The sequence below is a fragment of the Pseudoxanthomonas beigongshangi genome (genome assembly GCF_016820515.1).
Lineage (GTDB): Bacteria > Pseudomonadota > Gammaproteobacteria > Xanthomonadales > Xanthomonadaceae > Pseudoxanthomonas_A > Pseudoxanthomonas_A beigongshangi.
Genome location: NZ_JADHDV010000006.1, coordinates 152,076 through 167,471, shown reverse-complemented (window position 1 = coordinate 167,471; position 15,396 = coordinate 152,076). Strand labels below are relative to the sequence as shown.

The 15,396-nt window shown below is 66.9% G+C and carries 15 protein-coding genes and 1 pseudogene; 8 read left to right on the top strand and 8 right to left on the bottom strand.

The genetic code is table 11. The features are described from left to right. Window positions 1-23: 23 nt before the first annotated feature. Entirely contained in the window at window positions 24-965 is a 942-nt protein-coding gene (locus IQ458_RS06690; protein ID WP_183640441.1) for an alpha-E domain-containing protein, read from the bottom strand. Then, on the bottom strand, window positions 965-2,413 hold the full coding sequence (locus IQ458_RS06685) for a circularly permuted type 2 ATP-grasp protein (protein WP_183641374.1): 1,449 nt from the start codon (window positions 2,411-2,413) through the stop codon (window positions 965-967). Before IQ458_RS06685 ends, IQ458_RS06690 begins: the two co-directional genes overlap by 1 nt. A gap of 141 nt (window positions 2,414-2,554) precedes the next feature. Between IQ458_RS06685 and IQ458_RS06680 the strand changes: the two genes are divergently transcribed. Continuing rightward, window positions 2,555-3,295: a pteridine reductase gene (locus IQ458_RS06680; protein ID WP_203322289.1), complete on the top strand. Its 741-nt coding sequence runs from the start codon at window positions 2,555-2,557 to the stop codon at window positions 3,293-3,295. Here the strand turns inward: IQ458_RS06680 and IQ458_RS06675 are convergent. The 4 genes from IQ458_RS06675 to tsaD all read right to left on the bottom strand — a co-directional run bounded on the left by IQ458_RS06675 (window position 3,288) and on the right by tsaD (window position 6,474). Further along, window positions 3,288-3,677: a 2-amino-4-hydroxy-6-hydroxymethyldihydropteridine diphosphokinase gene (locus IQ458_RS06675; protein ID WP_203322288.1), complete on the bottom strand. Its 390-nt coding sequence runs from the start codon at window positions 3,675-3,677 to the stop codon at window positions 3,288-3,290. The genes IQ458_RS06680 and IQ458_RS06675 overlap by 8 nt on opposite strands. Next, on the bottom strand, window positions 3,674-4,951 hold the full coding sequence (locus IQ458_RS06670) for a mechanosensitive ion channel family protein (RefSeq protein WP_203322287.1): 1,278 nt from the start codon (window positions 4,949-4,951) through the stop codon (window positions 3,674-3,676). Before IQ458_RS06670 ends, IQ458_RS06675 begins: the two co-directional genes overlap by 4 nt. Continuing rightward, window positions 4,948-5,310, bottom strand: coding sequence for a dihydroneopterin aldolase (gene folB, locus IQ458_RS06665; RefSeq protein ID WP_183640429.1), 363 nt, complete (start codon window positions 5,308-5,310; stop codon window positions 4,948-4,950). The genes IQ458_RS06670 and folB overlap by 4 nt, the downstream gene beginning before the upstream one ends. Window positions 5,311-5,415: 105 nt before the next feature. After that, window positions 5,416-6,474, bottom strand: coding sequence for a tRNA (adenosine(37)-N6)-threonylcarbamoyltransferase complex transferase subunit TsaD (gene tsaD, locus IQ458_RS06660; protein WP_203322286.1), 1,059 nt, complete (start codon window positions 6,472-6,474; stop codon window positions 5,416-5,418). An 89-nt stretch (window positions 6,475-6,563) separates the two neighbouring features. Here tsaD and rpsU point away from each other — a divergent pair, with 89 nt between their 5' ends. The 7 genes and pseudogenes from rpsU to IQ458_RS06625 all read left to right on the top strand — a co-directional run bounded on the left by rpsU (window position 6,564) and on the right by IQ458_RS06625 (window position 13,294). After that, a complete protein-coding gene (rpsU, locus tag IQ458_RS06655; RefSeq protein WP_002808376.1) occupies window positions 6,564-6,779 on the top strand; it encodes a 30S ribosomal protein S21 in 216 nt (71 codons plus the stop codon). 116 nt (window positions 6,780-6,895) lie between these two features. Next, window positions 6,896-7,342, top strand: coding sequence for a GatB/YqeY domain-containing protein (locus IQ458_RS06650; protein ID WP_192198123.1), 447 nt, complete (start codon window positions 6,896-6,898; stop codon window positions 7,340-7,342). 90 nt (window positions 7,343-7,432) lie between these two features. After that, window positions 7,433-7,939, top strand: a pseudogene (locus tag IQ458_RS06645) (GNAT family N-acetyltransferase); the annotation flags it as partial. A 79-nt stretch (window positions 7,940-8,018) separates the two neighbouring features. Continuing rightward, window positions 8,019-8,894, top strand: coding sequence for a YihY/virulence factor BrkB family protein (locus IQ458_RS06640; protein WP_203322311.1), 876 nt, complete (start codon window positions 8,019-8,021; stop codon window positions 8,892-8,894). A 34-nt stretch (window positions 8,895-8,928) separates the two neighbouring features. Further along, complete coding sequence (gene dnaG / locus IQ458_RS06635) at window positions 8,929-10,659, top strand: DNA primase (protein WP_203322284.1); 1,731 nt, start codon at window positions 8,929-8,931, stop codon at window positions 10,657-10,659. 14 nt (window positions 10,660-10,673) lie between these two features. After that, on the top strand, window positions 10,674-11,180 hold the full coding sequence (locus tag IQ458_RS06630; protein WP_203322283.1) for a fused DSP-PTPase phosphatase/NAD kinase-like protein: 507 nt from the start codon (window positions 10,674-10,676) through the stop codon (window positions 11,178-11,180). Window positions 11,181-11,302: 122 nt separating this feature from the next. Next, entirely contained in the window at window positions 11,303-13,294 is a 1,992-nt protein-coding gene (locus IQ458_RS06625; protein WP_203322282.1) for a prolyl oligopeptidase family serine peptidase, read from the top strand. 78 nt (window positions 13,295-13,372) lie between these two features. On the opposite strand, the gene cyoE is transcribed toward IQ458_RS06625, so the two are convergent. Both cyoE and IQ458_RS06615 read right to left on the bottom strand, forming a co-directional pair. Next, window positions 13,373-14,254 carry a heme o synthase gene (cyoE, locus tag IQ458_RS06620; RefSeq protein WP_183640409.1) on the bottom strand — a complete coding sequence of 294 codons (882 nt, stop codon included), beginning with the start codon at window positions 14,252-14,254 and terminating at the stop codon, window positions 13,373-13,375. Beyond that, complete coding sequence (locus tag IQ458_RS06615; RefSeq protein WP_203322281.1) at window positions 14,251-15,396, bottom strand: COX15/CtaA family protein; 1,146 nt, start codon at window positions 15,394-15,396, stop codon at window positions 14,251-14,253. Before IQ458_RS06615 ends, cyoE begins: the two co-directional genes overlap by 4 nt.

The window sequence follows — 15,396 nt, the reverse complement described above, 5'->3', positions numbered from 1 at the left end:
AAGCTGGCGCCGACAATGTCGGCTCAACCGTGAAAGTAGCCTTCGGCGATGGCGTCGTGTAGTCGTCCCAGGTTGACCTGGATCTCATCCATGAACGCCGCCGGATTGCGTTGCGCCAGCGATACCGGATCGGCGTTGCGGGTCAGCCCGATCACCCGGTTGAGATGGCGATCCACTCCCGGCCGCGGCGGCATGGTCGGCAACACGTTCTGCACGCGTGACAGACAGAACTGCACACTGCGCGGAAACTCGCCGTTCTGCAGCAGGAAACGCAGCGCCAGCTCGGCGCTGACCCGTTGGCGCACATGGCGACGGAACATCTGGTAGGCCGCCAATGAACGCAGCACGCTCATCCACTGCATGTTGCGGAAAGTCTCGCGATCCTCGTCATTGCGTGGCCTGACCAGGCCCGAGGCGCCTGCGTCGATGATGCGGGTGGTCATGTCGGCCTGTTCCAGCGCGGTGCCCAGACGCAGGAACTGGAAGCCGATGTCACGGCTGACGTTGGCACTGAGCAGACCGGACACCTTGAGGCAGCCATCGACGATGCGGTTCAGGAAATCGACGCGGTAACGGCGGCTCAGGCCACGCTCGCCGGTGGTCTCGATCTGCTGGTGCAGATCGTTGATGGCTTCCCAGACCTCCTGCGGAAGGCTGTCGCGGACGCTGCGCAGGAGTTCGCGCGCGGCATCCACCGAACTGCGCAACGACGAGGGGTTGCGGGATTCCAGCAACAGGAAGCGCACCACGTCCGCGTCGCCCACGTCGTCACCGGACTGGGGAAACTGCTGGGCGAAAAACTCGCCGGCGCCCACCGTGTCGATCATCGGCCGCCAGGTAAAATGCACCGAACGCGGCAGATCCAGCTGCAGTTGGCTGCCGACGCCCACGAGCCGCGCGGTGTTCTCCGCGCGCCGCACATAGCGACTGAACCAGTACAGGTTGTCGGCCACGCGCGACAGCATCAGGCCTCCTCCTCGTCGACATCGACAACCCAGGTGTCCTTGGCGCCGCCTCCCTGCGAGGAGTTGACCACCAATGACCCCTTGGTCATCGCCACCCGGGTCAATCCACCGGTGGTGACATGGATGTCCTGCCGCGACAGCACGAAAGGACGCAGATCCAGGTGCCGGGGTGAGGGTCCCTGCTTGGAGACGATGGGGGCGGTGGACAACGACAGCGTCGGTTGTGCCATGTAGTTCCGCGGATTGGCTTCGATCAGCTGGCGAAACCTGTCGCGCTGGCGCTTGGTGGAGCGTGGACCGATCAGCATGCCGTAGCCGCCGGATTCATTGGCCGGTTTTACCACCAGATTTTCCAGGTGATCCAGCACGTACCTGCGTTCCTTGGGGTTGTGGCACAGGTAGCTGGGTACATTGGGCAGGATTGGTTCCTGGTCCAGGTAGTACTTGATCATCTTCGGCACGTAGGCGAACACCACCTTGTCATCGGCGACGCCGGCGCCGGGGGCGTTCGCCAGCGCCACCTTGCCGGCGCGCCAGCTTCGGATCAGGCCGGGAACACCCAGCACGGAATCCGGATGGAATACTTCCGGATCGATGAACAGATCGTCCACCCGCCGATAGATGACGTCCACGCGCTGCGGCCCGTACACCGTCCGCATGTAGGTGCAGTCATCATCGGCAACGAACAGGTCGCTGCCTTCCACCAGTTCGATGCCCATCGCCTGCGCCAGATAGGCGTGCTCGAAATAGGCGCTGTTGAACACGCCCGGCGTGAGCAGGACGATGCTGGGCGTGTCCCCCGGCCGCGGCGACAAAGCCGCCAGGGTGTCGTACAGCTGCGAAGGATATTCATCGACCGGCAGGATGGCGCTGGTTTCGAACAGTTCCGGAAACACGCGCTTGGCAACCATGCGGTTTTCCAGCATGTAGGACACGCCGCTGGGAATGCGCAGGTTGTCTTCCAGCGCATACAGGGTGCCGTCGCCGTCACGGACCAGATCGGAACCGCAGATATGCGCCCATACCCCCAGTGGGGGCGAAATACCAACGCAGTGCGCCCGGAAGTTGACCGAATCCTTCAGCAGCATCGCCGGGAATACTTTGTCGCGGACGATGCGCTGCTCGCCGTAGATGTCGCCGATGAACAGGTTCAGCGCCTGCATGCGCTGTTTCAGGCCGGCTTCGGTGCGCTGCCATTCGCGGCGATCGATGACCCGCGGAATCAAGTCGAACGGGAGCGTGCGGTCGACGTTGCGGCCATCGGAATAGACGGTGAAGGTGATGCCGTGGGCACGGGCGACCACGTCGGCGGCAAGCTGGCGCTGGGCGAGTTCGCGGCTGCCCAGACCGGAGAGGTAGTCGACCAGACGGCGCGCGGCGGGACGCGGGCTGCCGTCAGGCTGGATCAGCTCGTCAAAGGTGGTGGTACGGTACTTGGCCCAGTCCATCCGCTCTTTCCGCGCCGCCACCGGCGACATGCCGGTGGGGTTACTGCATTGCAACATGCGCGAAACCCCGCGAGGCGTCAAGCGGCATGCCTCCCTGAGGCCGACCGGCGACAATGGGGCTCGTTTTCCAGGAGGTTCCACATGCCCGAGTCGTCCCCCGTCGCCCTCGTCACCGGCAGCGCCAAACGGGTGGGTGCGGCCATCGCCCGCGGCTTGCACGCCGATGGTTACGATCTGGCCCTGCACTATCGCCATTCCGGCGAGGCGATGCAGGCACTGGCCAGCGAGTTGGAGGCCGCGCGCCCGCACAGCGTGCTCACCCTGCACGCGGACCTGGCCGAATTCGATCGACTGCCGGAACTGATCGCGCGCACCGTCGGCCACTACGGCCGGCTCGACGCCCTGGTCAACAATGCCTCGGCCTACTACGCCACGCCGATTGGCCAGGCCACGCCACAGCAGTGGGACGAATTGTTCGCCTCCAATGCGCGCGCGCCGTTCTTCCTTGCGCAGGCCGCCGCACCCCACCTGAAGGCCAGCCACGGCGCCATCGTCAGCATCGCCGACATCTACGCCGAGCGCCCGCTGGGCGGACATACGGTCTACTGCATGGCCAAGGCCGCGCTGGTGATGATGACCAAGTCGCTGGCACGCGAACTCGGGCCGGAAGTGCGGGTGAACGCGGTCGCGCCGGGCAACGTGCTGTGGTCCGAGAATCCGGTCAAGGCGGAAACCCTGGAACTGGTGCATGCGCGCACCGCGCTCAAGCGCCAGGGCGCGCCGGACGACATCGTCTCGGCGGTGCGCTGGCTGCTGGGCGGCAACGGTTACATCACCGGGCAGGTGCTCGCCATCGACGGCGGGCGCTCGCTGTTCATCTGACCGGGGCAACCTGCGCCGCGAGGTCCACGAATACCGGGTGCCCGAGCTTGGCCGGGTTTTCCCAGCGCAATTCGCCGTCCGGGGCATACTCGCGGGCCAGATCCAGATCGATGGCGCAAGCCGCATCCCCGGGATGCCGGCCGAGTTCGACCTCCAGCGCCTTCAGTCGCGCGTTGAATGCGGTTCTTTCCAGCGCGGTTTCGAACAGCAGCGCCTGGTTGGCGTAGCGATGCGGATCGCCCGCCACCACGCTGCCACCGCTGATCATCGGCGACAGCGCCAGGATCCTGCCCTCGCCGGCCAGCGCGGCGCGCGCACGGGCCAGTTGGGCCGCGCCATCGGTGCCGCTGCCCAGGATCAGCAGGTAGCGGTGCGCGCTCATGCCGGAGGCGAGGTCCGCTGGTCCGCCTGTTTCAATGCGGCGGTCGCCATCAGCGCGGCGGTGACGCCCGCGTCCGAGGATTCCTGGAACACCCGCAGCCCAAACTCCGGCAGGATCGCCAGCAAATGGTCGAAGATGTCCGACTGGATGTTCTCGTAGACGCCCCAGCGGATGTCGCGGGTAAAGCAGTAGATTTCCAGCGGCAGGCCGGTGGATTCCGGCTGCTGCTGGCGCACCAGCAGGGTCATGTCCTGGTGGATGCCCGGATGCTGGCGCAGGTAGTTCTCCACGTAGGCACGGAACGTGCCGAGGTTGGTCACCCGGCGCGCGTTCACCGGATGGATGCCGCGCTGTTCCAGATCGCTGTTCCAGGCGGAGATCTCCCTGCCCTTGTCGTTCAGATAGCGGTCCAGCACGGTGAAGCCGTGCATGCGCCGCAGTTCCTCGTCGGTGAGAAAGCGCACGCTGTGCTGGTCCAGGTACAGCGCGCGCTTGATCCGGCGTCCACCCGCATCGCTCATGCCACGCCAGTTCTTGAACGAATCGTTGATCAGCTTCTTGGTCGGGACGGTGGTGATGGTCTTGTCCCAGTTCTGCACCTTCACCGTGTGCAGGGCGATATCGATCACTTCGCCGTCGGCGTTGAGCTGGGGCATCTCGATCCAGTCGCCCACCCGCACCATGTCGTTGGAACTGATCTGCAGACTGGCCACCAGCGACAGGATGGTGTCCTGGAACACCAGGATCAGCACCGCCATCATCGCGCCCAGCCCCGACAGCAGGATCAGCGGCGAGCGGTCGATCAGGGTCGCCACCATCAGCACCGCCGCGATAGTGAACACCACGATCTTCAGCAGTTGCAGGTAGCCCTTGATCGGCCTGTTGTGGGCATCCGGACGGCGCTGGTAGATCTGGTTGACCAGATCCATCGCGCCGGAGAAGGCCAGCGCCAGGGTTAGGATGATGAAGGCGGTGCAGACGTTGCGCACCACCGTGACCAGGTGTTCCGGCAGATCCGGCACCGCCACCACGCCGGCCGAGAGCACGATTGCCGGGATGACGTTGGCCAGGCGTGGAATCACCCGCAGGCGGATCTCGTGCGGTTCGCCCAGAGGCAGCGAGTTGATCATCCGCCGCAGTCCCCGCAGCAGCACGCGCTTGGTCACCCAGTTGGCCAGCCAGGCGGCCATCACCAGCGCGCAGATGGTCAGCGTGGTGTAGGCCCAGGGATAGGGTTCCAGCCAGGCGCGCAGTTGTTCCAGCCGCTGGTTCATGCCGGCTGCACCGAACCGCGTTCGATGATCACGCCCACGCCCGCGGCATTGGCCACCGCGCCGGGCTTGGTCAGCCGCAGGCGCAGCCAGGCCACTCCGAATTCGTCGATCACCAGCGCGGCGCAGCGCTCGGCCAGGGTTTCGACCAGACCGAATTCGGATGCCTGGATGAAGGCGGTGAGGCGGCGGCTGATCGCGTCGTAGTCGAGCGTGTCGGCGACGTCGTCGCTGGCGGCGGGCTTGCGGTTGTCGAACCCGAGTTCGAGATCCAGGCGCAGGGTCTGGCGGATGCGCCGCTCCCAGTCGTAGATGCCGATCACCGCGTCGGCCTGCAGGCCGTCGATGAAAACCTTGTCCATGTGCAGCGGAAATCGAGAATGCGGAACCGGCATGGTACCCGCCCGTGGCCGAACCTTCCCTGTGCCGCGCCTGCGTCGTGCCTGTTACCCGCCTGCTCTCGCCTGTTACCGGGTGATTTCCGCCGGTTCCGGCGCCACCACCGGCGACAGTGTCGCCATGTCCCAGCGCGGCGTCACCTTCACTTCCGCGCTCTCGTGCTGGCCGGCTTCCAGTCGCAACGCGCCGGCGAAGGCGATCATGGCGCCATTGTCGGTGCACAGATCCAGTCGCGGGAAACACACCCGCCCACCCGCGCGCCGCGCGGTCATCTCCTGCAAGCGCGCGCGCAGGCGCTTGTTGGCGCCCACGCCGCCAGCGACGATCAATGTGTCGCAACCGGCCTCATCGAGCGCGCGCCCGCACTTGATCGCCAGCGTGTCGACCACCGCATCCTCGAAACCACGTGCGATGTCGGCCTTGGTCTGCGGCTGCTGGTCGCTGTCGCGCCAAGCCAGCAGCACCTGGGTCTTCAGGCCCGAGAAACTGAAATCCAGCCCGGGCCGGTCGGTCATCGGGCGGGCGAACCGGAACCGTCCGGGCGTGCCGGATTCGGCCAGTTTGGCCAGTTGCGGGCCGCCCGGATACGGCAAGCCCATCAGCTTGGCGGTCTTGTCGAAGGCCTCGCCGGCCGCGTCGTCCAGGGTCTCGCCCAGCAGCCGGTAGCGGCCGATGGCGTCCACCGCCACCAGTTGGGTATGCCCACCGGAGACCAGCAGGGCCACGAACGGCGGTTCCGGCGGGTCATGCTCGATCAACGGGGCCAGCAGGTGGCCTTCCATGTGGTGCACCGCCACCGCCGGCAGGTCCAGTGCCCAGGCCAGCGCCCGCGCCACGCCGGCGCCCACCAGCAGGGCGCCGACCAGGCCGGGGCCGGCGGTATAGGCGACCCCGTCCAGATCGCGGGTGTCCAGGCCGGCCTCGGCCAGGGTCTGGCGGATCAGGGGCAGCAGCTTGCGGACGTGATCGCGGCTGGCCAGCTCGGGCACCACCCCGCCATACTCGGCGTGCAGGGCGATCTGGCTGTAGACCGCATGGGCCAGCAGGCCGTCCGCCCCGGCCCGGCCGGTGTCGTAGACCGCCACGCCGGTCTCGTCGCAGCTGGTTTCGATGCCTAGGACCTTCATGGGCGCTATGTTGCACTTTTCCGAGGGCCGCCGCTATAATGCGCGGCTCACCCGGTATGTCCGGGTCGTTTCCATCAACGAGATTACGTATGCCCAGCGTCAAAGTCCGCGAAAACGAGCCGTTTGAGTTTGCGCTCCGTCGCTTCAAGCGCACCTGCGAAAAGGCCGGCGTGCTGGCTGAAACCCGCAAGCGCGAGTTCTACGAGAAGCCGACCCAGGAACGCAAGCGCAAGGCCGCTGCCGCGGTGAAGCGCCAGCTGCGTCGCTCCTCGCGCGACGTCACCAAGCGCCAGCGCCTGTACTGAGCGACGGCGGTTCGCCAGAAGCCGGCACGCGCGAGCGTGGCCGGCTTTTTGCGTTTCTGGATCCCGTACATTCCCCATCCCTTTCCTGCCCCCCGGCAGGCCCCCGGAGAACCCCCATGCCCCTGAAGCAGCAGCTCACCGACGACATGAAGGCCGCCATGAAGGCGGGCGACAAGGACACCCTGGGCGTCATCCGCCTGGTCAACGCCGCCATCAAGCAGCGTGAAGTGGACGAGCGGGTGGAGCTGGACGACGCCGCGGTACTGGCCGTGCTGGAGAAGATGGTCAAGCAGCGCAAGGATTCGGTGAACCAGTACGAGGCCGCCGGCCGCGAGGACCTGGCCGCGGTCGAGCGCGCGGAAATCGTGGTGATCGAGCGCTACCTGCCGGCCAAGCTGGGCGAAGCCGAGATCCTGGCCGCCATCGACACGGCCATCGCAGAGACCGGTGCCAGCGGCCCGGCCGACATGGGCAAGCTGATGGGCGTGCTCAAGCCGCGCCTGGCCGGCCAGGCCGACATGGGCCAGGTTTCGGCGCTGGTAAAGAAGAAGTTCGCGGGCTGAGCCCGCCTGGCCGGCGGGATGGCGGCGCGGCGCCGGCCGCTCCGCCTTCGCCGGTATGCTTGGGCCTCCCTCCACACCCGGCGGAGCAAGCTCCGCTCCACGATGTCCCCGACGATCCTCCTGCGGGCAGCGACCCGCGCCGACCTGCCGCACATCCTCGCCTTCATCCGCGAACTGGCCGAATACGAGCGGCTGGCCCATGAAGCGGTCGCCACCGAGGCGCTACTGGACCAGCACCTGTTCGGCCCGCGTCCGGCCGCCGAAGTGGTGATCGCCGAGGTCGATGGCGAACCCGCCGGCTTCGCCCTGTTCTTCACCAGCTTCTCCACCTTCCTCGGGCTTCCGGGCCTGTACCTGGAAGATCTGTTCGTGCGGCCGTCGTTCCGCGGGCTCGGCGTGGGCAAGCGCCTGATGATCGATCTGGCGCGGCGCGCGGTGGAACGCGGCTATGGCCGCTTCGAATGGTCGGTGCTGGACTGGAACGAACCGGCCATCCGCTTCTACCGCGGCCTCGGCGCGCTCGGCCAGGACGAATGGACGGTACAGCGCGTCACCGGCGACGCCCTGCACCGGCTGGCGGCAACTCCGGCGGCCTGATCGCGCCGCACCCCGCGCTCACGGCGCGACGACAGGCGCCTGTCATGCTGGCAGCGTGTCTGGACCGATGCCGAATCCGATGCGGGGCCTGCGCGATCAGTTGCTGCGATGGCTGAAACGGTTCCACGGCAGCCTGCCGGTCGCGCTGGCGCGACGGTTCATCGAAATCGACGTGATGGCGCAGGCGGCGTCGCTGGCGTTCTACGCGTTGCTGTCGCTGGCGCCGCTGCTGGTGCTGCTGTTGTGGCTGACCACCGCGCTGTATCCCAGCGCGCAGGAGGCGCTGCTGCGGCAGATCGGCGATCTGGCCGGACGGGATGCCGCCGACATCGCCACCACCGTCCTGCGCAACGCGCGCAACCGTCCCAGCGTCGGCTCGCTGGCCGGTGGCTGGAGCACGGTGCTGCTGTTCATCGGCGCCACCGCCGTGTTCGGCCAGTTGCAGCAGGCGCTGAACCTGATCTTCCGCACCGACGCCCAGCGCCTGGAAGGTCCGTGGGCATGGTTGCGCAAGCGGATCTTCTCGTTCGGCGTGGTGCTCGGGCTGGGTTTCCTGCTGTTGGTGTCGATGACCCTCAACACCCTGCTGCAGGTGCTGTTCGCGCGGGTGCCGTCGCTGTTGCCCGCGCTGGGCGACCTGGCCTCGCTGGCGCTGTACGTGTTCGCCTTCGCGTTGCTCTACCACTACCTGCCGGATCGGCGGGTGGCGTGGCGACGCGCCTTTCTCGGCGGCGCGCTGACCTCGGTGCTGTTCATCGCCGGCCGCTGGGCGATTGGCCTGTACCTCGCGCAGGCGGCGCCCGGTAGCGCCTATGGCTCGATGGGCACGCTGGTCATCCTGCTGGTCTGGATGTACTACGCCACGGTGGTGTTCCTGGTGGGTGCCCTGCTGACCGCGCTGATCGACGAACGGCTGGCCCGGCGCCGGCAGGCGGGCGCCCACCGGGCGCCCTGACGTCACCGGCCGGGCGTGGAATACTACACAGTCCATGGCCCGCATCCCCGACGCCTTCATCGACGAACTGCTCGCCCGGACGGATATCGTCGAGGTGATCAGCACGCGCGTGCCGCTGAAGCGGCAGGGCAAGGAGTACTCGGCCTGCTGCCCGTTCCACGACGAGCGCTCGCCCTCGTTCACGGTTTCGCCGACCAAACAGTTCTATCACTGCTTCGGCTGCGGCGCGCACGGCACCGCGCTGTCGTTCCTGATGAATTACGACCGCCTGGAGTTCCTCGACGCGGTCGAGGAACTGGCCCGGCGCAACGGCATGGAAGTGCCGCGCGAGACCCAGCAGCGCAACCAGGACAACGACACCCGCGACCTGTTCGGCGCGCTGGAAGCGGCCGCGCGCTTCTTCCAGCGCCAGTTGGAAGGCAGCGACAAGGCACGCGCCTACCTGGACGGACGCGGCGTGGATGCGGCCACCCGGGCGCAGTTCGCCATCGGTTACGCGCCGGATGGTTTCTCCGCGCTGAAGGACGCGCTCGGCACCGACGAGCGGCGGATGAAGCTGCTGGATCGCGCCGGCCTGTTCTCCAAGAACGATCGCGGCCACACCTACGACAAGTTCCGGGATCGGGTGATGTTCCCGATCTACGACCGTCGCGGACGGGTGATCGCCTTCGGCGGCCGCGTGCTGCAGAAGGACGACGGTCCGAAGTACCTCAATTCGCCGGAGACCGCGCTGTTCCACAAGGGCCGCGAACTGTACGGCCTGTGGCAGGTGCGCCAGGCCAACCAGAAGATCGCGCGGCTGATCGTGGTCGAGGGCTACATGGACGTGGTCTCGCTGTTCCAGTTCGGGGTCAAGCAAGCGGTCGCCACGCTCGGCACCGCGACCACGCCCGACCACGCCGAACTGCTGTTCCGCAACGCGCCGGACGTGTACTTCTGTTTCGACGGCGACGCCGCCGGCCAGCGCGCCGCCTGGCGCGCGCTGGAATCGGTGCTGCCGCGCATGAAGGATGGCCGCCAGGCGTTCTTCCTGTTCCTGCCCGACGGCGAGGATCCGGACACCATCGTGCGCCAGGAAGGCGCCGCCGCGTTCGACGCACGCTTGCAGCAGGCGATGCCGCTGTCGGAGTTCTTCTTCCAGGAACTGGGCAAGGACATCCGCCTGTCCACCCTGGACGGCAAGGCGCGCCTGGCCGAGCGCGCGCGTCCGCTGCTCGCGCAGATTCCGGATGGCGCGTTCGGCGATCTGATGCGGCAGCGGCTGAGCGAGATTACCGGCGTCGGTGCCGCCACCGCATCCGCGCCGCCGCCCGCCAAGCCCCTTCCCCGCGCCGCCGCGCATCGCTCCGCCGGCAACAAGCCCAGTCTGGTGCGCAGCGCGATCGTGTGCCTGCTGCACAAGCCGTCGCTGGCGCTGGCGCTGCAACCGCCGCATGCGTTCGCCGGCCTGCGCCTGCCCGGTGTCGAACTGCTGCTGGAATTGCTGGACATCGTGCACGCGCGCCCGGACATCACCACCGGCGTGCTGCTGGAACATTTCGCCGAGCGCGAGGAACTGCCCGCGTTGCAGAAACTGGCGATGCAGGAACTGCCCGGCGACGAGAACATCTGGCAGGCCGAACTGCTGGACGCCGCGCACCAGATGGAAAGACAGCTGTTGCAGCAACGTATCGACGAACTTCAGGTGAAACAGCGCAATATCGGCCTGGACGAAGCCGACAAATACGAATTGCGCGCCCTGCTGCAGGCGCGCGTGGCCCGCTGAACGAGGAGATTCCCATGAAACGTGGATCCCGCCGTACCGCCGCATCGTTCCGTCACCTGCTGGGAAGCGCCGTGCTGCTGTTCGCCCTGCAGGTCCAGGCCGGTGATTTCACCCAACCGCGCCCCGGCCTGCATACCGGCGGCCAGCCCACCGCCGATCAGCTCGCCGATTTCTCCAGGCAGGGCGTGCGCACCGTCATCGATCTGCGCGCCCCGGGCGAGGATCGTGGTTTCGACGAAGCCGCGGCCGCCGAACAGAACGGCATGCGCTACGAGCGCCTGCCCATCGCCGGCGCCGACGACCTCACCGCCGCCAACGCCGCGGCACTGAAGAAACTGTTGCAGGAAGGTGGCGACAACGTGCTGTTGCACTGCGCGTCCGGCAACCGGGTCGGTGCCTTGCTGGCGCTGATGGCCAAACAGGAAGAAGGCGCCAGCAACGACAAGGCGCTGGAACTGGGGCGCCAGGCTGGCCTGAAATCACTCGCGCCGGTGGTCGAGCAGAAGCTGCAGGCACCGTAAGCATTCACGGGACGACCGGACGCGCTCCGGTCGTTCCCGCATCGCGGCCAACCTCCGACACTGGCCGGGAATGACGGAACGTGGTTAACCTCGGGCTCTTTCATCCCGGGGAGAACCTTCGCATGACCCTTCCTTCCGGCAGATGCCTGCCGTTGCTGCTCTCCGTGCTCGCGCTTCCGGCGCTGGCCCAGAGCACCGCGACGCCCTCCCAGGCGCAGGCACGCGAACAAGTCGGCAATCGCACCACCGAATACGTGCCGGCGATTCCCGCCGAACTGACCGAGCGCCTCAATCGCTACCAGAACACGCGCGGCGCCGGCTTCGCCGGTTGGACCCGCGAGGGCTGCGTGCTGATCACCACCCGCTTCGCCGAGACGAACCAGGCCCATCGTGTCTGCCAGCCGATGGGCATGCGCGAGCAGCTGACCTTCTACCGCGAGCCCATCAACAGCGTCGGCACCGCGCCGGCGAAGTCCGATCGGGATGGCTTCGTGTTCGGCAAGGACGTAGGCGGCAACGAGTTCTGGCAGTTGCACTGGTTCGACCTGGCAACCCGCGAAACCACCCTGCTCACCGACGGCAAGGCGCGCAACCAGGGGCCGTTGTTCTCGCATGACGGCAAACAACTCGCCTGGAGCAGCACCGCCCGCAACGGCAAGGACACCGACGTCTGGGTGATGGATCTGGCCACCCGCAAGGCGCGCACGGTGGTCACCGAAGGCGGCCAGTGGAGCGCGATGGATTTCTCGCCGGATGGCAAGACGCTGCTGGTCAACCAATATGTATCGGTCAATGAAACGCATCCGGGCAAGGTGGATCTGGCCAGCGGCAAGCTCACCCTTTTCCCGATCGAGGGTGGCAAGGCGGCGTCCGGCGGATTCCGCTACGCGGGCGATGGCCGCGGGGTGTTCTACGTCTCCGACGAGAACCTCGACGGCAAGCCGCAGGAGTTCAGCACCCTGCGCTACCACAATCCCGCCACCGGCGAATTCAAGGTGGTCAGCGCGCACATTCCCTGGGACGTGGATCAGCTGGACGTTTCCGACGACGGTCGCCATGTCGCCTATGTGAGCAACGAGGACGGCATCGATCGCCTGCATGTGTTCGCCTGGCCGTCGTTCCAGCCGGTCGCATTGCCGGAACTGCCCATCGGCATCGTCGGCCGCATGGGCTTCTCGCCCGACGGCGGCAAACTGGCGCTGACCCTCAACACCGCCACCTCGCCCAGCGATGTCTACGTGATCGATCTGGCGGCGGCGAAACTGGCCCGCTGGACGCGCAGCGAAGTCGGCGGACTGGATGCCGGCGGCTTCGTCGCGCCCACGCTGGTGCGCTATCCGACCTTCGATCAGGTGGACGGCAAGCCGCGCACCATCCCGGCGTTCTACTACAAGCCTGCCAAGCCGGCGAAGAATGGTCGCCATCCGGTGCTGATCGACATCCACGGGGGCCCGGAAGGACAGTCGCTGCCGGCCTTCAATGCCGGCATCCAGTACCTGGTCAACGAAATGGGCATCGCCGTGCTGGTGCCCAACGTGCGCGGGTCCACCGGCTACGGCAAGACCTACGTGCAACTGGACAACGGCTTCAAGCGCGAGGACTCGGTCAAGGACATCGGCGCGTTGCTGGACTGGATTGGCCAGCAGCCGGAACTGGATGCCAAACGCGTGGGCGTCTACGGCGGCAGCTATGGCGGCTACATGGTGCTGGCGTCGCTGATGCACTACAGCGACCGCATCCGCGCCGGCATCGACGTGGTCGGCATTTCCCACTTCGGTACGTTCCTGAAGAACACGGAAAGCTACCGCCGCGATCTGCGCCGGGCCGAATACGGCGACGAACGCGATCCGGCGATGGCCGAGCATTTCGAGAAGATCTCCCCGCTCAACCACGCCAACCGCATCACATCGCCGCTGTTCGTCGCACAGGGGCGCAATGATCCGCGCGTGCCCTATACCGAGGCAGAGCAGATCGTGAAGGCGGTACGCGGCAATGGCCAGCCGGTCTGGTACCTGGAATTCTCGGACGAAGGCCACGGCTTCCATAAGAAATCCAACAGCGACTACTTCAGTGCCGCCTCGATGCTGTTCTGGCAGCGCCACCTGCTGGAGTGACGCACCCGCCACGCGTCCGGAAAACGGAAAGGCCCGCTCGCGCGGGCCTTTCTTCATAGCGGCTGACGCGCGCCGCGACTACAGCCAGTGGTCCACCAGCAGGAAGGCGAACAGCGCCATCAGGTAGACGATGGAGTAGTTGAACATCCGCATCGCGAAAAACTCGTCCGGCGGATCAAGCAGGCGCCAGGCGTACCACAGGAACACCAGCCCCAGCACCAGCGCGCCGCCCAGGTAGAACAGGCCGCTCATGCCGAACACCACCGGCAACACGGTCACCTCCACCAGCAGCACCGTGTAGAACAGGATCTGCCAGCGTGTGTAGGTGACGCCATGGGTGACCGGCAGCATCGGCACCAGCGCGCGCGCGTAGTCCTCGCGGCGGAAGATGGCCAGCGCCCAGAAATGCGGCGGCGTCCACACGAAGATGATCAGCACCAGCAGCAGCGCGTGCGCCCAGTCCCACTCGCCGCGCATGCCCGTCATGGTGGCCCAACCCAGCAGCGGCGGCGCGGCGCCGGCGATGCCGCCGATGACGATGTTCTGCGGCGTCGCCCGTTTCAGGAACACGGTGTAGACCACCGCGTAGCCGATCAGCGAGGCGAAGGTCAGGATCGCGGTGATGACGTTGACCCACAGCACCAGGATCGCCATCGACAGCGCCGCCAGGCACAGCGCGAACACCAGCGCCTGCCACGGCTTGACCTGCCCCACCACCAGCGGACGCCAGGACGTGCGCGCCATCTTGGCATCGATGCGGGTGTCCAGCAGCTGGTTGATCGCCGCCGCGCTGGAGGCGGCCAGCCAGATGCCGAGGAAGCCCAGCGCGCCGCGGCGCAGCTGATCCAGGTCCGGCAACCCATCGATGGCCAGGAACATGCCGACGATCGCGGTGAACACGATCAGCGCGACCACGCGCGGCTTGGTCAGGTCCCAGTACTGGCGCAGTGCGATGCTCATTCGGGCTTGCGCAGGCGCGCGATCAGCGAGACCAGGGTGAAGAGCAGCAGCACCGCGCCGGCATTGTGCGCGACCGCGACATGCAGCGGCAGGTTTAACTTCACGTTGAGGATGCCGAGGGTGAACTGGGCAATGATCAGCAGCACCAGCAGGGTGGCCCAGCCACGCATGCCCGGCGTGCGGAACAACCGCACGCCCAGGCCCAGCACGTACAGCGCGACGATGACCGCCATGATCCGGTGGGTCATCTGGATGGCGATGCGTGACGCGCCGTCCAGCACGCCGCCTTCGTAATCCACGCCGATGCCGCGCCACAGGACGAAGCCTTGGCTGAAGTCCGCCGGCGGCCACCAGCGTCCCACGCACTTGGGGAAATCCAGGCCGCATGCGACCGCGGCGTAGTTGGCGCTCACCCAGCCGCCCAGCGCGATCTGGATGCCCAGCAGGACCAGCCCGCCGATCACCCAGCGGCGCAGCGACACCGCATCGGCCAGCTTGATGGGCTGATCGGTGGCGCGCCAGGCCATCCATACCAGCAGCGCGAACGTGGTCAGGCCACCGAGCAGATGCCCCATCACCACGATTGGCTTGAGCAGCCAGGTCACCGTCCACATGCCCAGCAGCGCCTGGAAGATGATCACCGCCAGGGTCAGCGCACTGACCCGCGCCAGATCCAGGTTGGACCAGCGCAGCGCGGCGAACAGCAGGATCGCCTCGCCGATGATCGCCAGCACCGATGCGGCGACATGTTCGCCATGCATGTACAGCGGGATCGCGGTGGCGACGAACGCCGATGCCAGCAGGATGGTGGCGATGCCGAAGCGGCGCCGGCGCGCGGCCAGCAGCGACAGGATCAGCACCAGCATGCCCAGGGTGGCGGCGATGTGGCGGTGCACCTGCTCGCGCCAGGCCTTGTGCGTCTCGAACGGACGGATCGCGCTGGCGGCGTGGTCCACGACTTCATGCGTGCTCTGCGGCCAGGTGGCGCGGCCATAGCAGGTCGGCCAGTCCGGGCAGCTCAGGCCCGCGTTGGACAGGCGAACGAAGGCGCCGAAGATGATCACGCACAGCGCCAGACCGACGGCGAGCCAGGCGATGCGATGGAAATGGCGATACAGCACGGGCCGGGCGACGGCATTCAT

Bases quoted from the DNA above. Each gene is read 5' to 3' on its own strand.
- IQ458_RS06685 (WP_183641374.1), bottom strand. From the start codon at position 2,413: ATGGACTGGGCCAAGTACCGTACCACCACCTTTGACGAGCTGATCCAG.
- IQ458_RS06680 (WP_203322289.1), top strand. From the start codon at position 2,555: ATGCCCGAGTCGTCCCCCGTCGCCCTCGTCACCGGCAGCGCCAAACGG.
- cyoE (WP_183640409.1), bottom strand. From the start codon at position 14,254: ATGAGCATCGCACTGCGCCAGTACTGGGACCTGACCAAGCCGCGCGTG.
- IQ458_RS06625 (WP_203322282.1), top strand. From the start codon at position 11,303: ATGACCCTTCCTTCCGGCAGATGCCTGCCGTTGCTGCTCTCCGTGCTC.
- folB (WP_183640429.1), bottom strand. From the start codon at position 5,310: ATGGACAAGGTTTTCATCGACGGCCTGCAGGCCGACGCGGTGATCGGC.
- IQ458_RS06640 (WP_203322311.1), top strand. From the start codon at position 8,019: ATGCGGGGCCTGCGCGATCAGTTGCTGCGATGGCTGAAACGGTTCCAC.
- IQ458_RS06675 (WP_203322288.1), bottom strand. From the start codon at position 3,677: ATGAGCGCGCACCGCTACCTGCTGATCCTGGGCAGCGGCACCGATGGC.
- IQ458_RS06615 (WP_203322281.1), bottom strand. From the start codon at position 15,396: ATGAATGCCGTCGCCCGGCCCGTGCTGTATCGCCATTTCCATCGCATC.
- IQ458_RS06690 (WP_183640441.1), bottom strand. From the start codon at position 965: ATGCTGTCGCGCGTGGCCGACAACCTGTACTGGTTCAGTCGCTATGTG.
- dnaG (WP_203322284.1), top strand. From the start codon at position 8,929: ATGGCCCGCATCCCCGACGCCTTCATCGACGAACTGCTCGCCCGGACG.
- rpsU (WP_002808376.1), top strand. From the start codon at position 6,564: ATGCCCAGCGTCAAAGTCCGCGAAAACGAGCCGTTTGAGTTTGCGCTC.
- IQ458_RS06650 (WP_192198123.1), top strand. From the start codon at position 6,896: ATGCCCCTGAAGCAGCAGCTCACCGACGACATGAAGGCCGCCATGAAG.
- tsaD (WP_203322286.1), bottom strand. From the start codon at position 6,474: ATGAAGGTCCTAGGCATCGAAACCAGCTGCGACGAGACCGGCGTGGCG.
- IQ458_RS06670 (WP_203322287.1), bottom strand. From the start codon at position 4,951: ATGAACCAGCGGCTGGAACAACTGCGCGCCTGGCTGGAACCCTATCCC.
- IQ458_RS06630 (WP_203322283.1), top strand. From the start codon at position 10,674: ATGAAACGTGGATCCCGCCGTACCGCCGCATCGTTCCGTCACCTGCTG.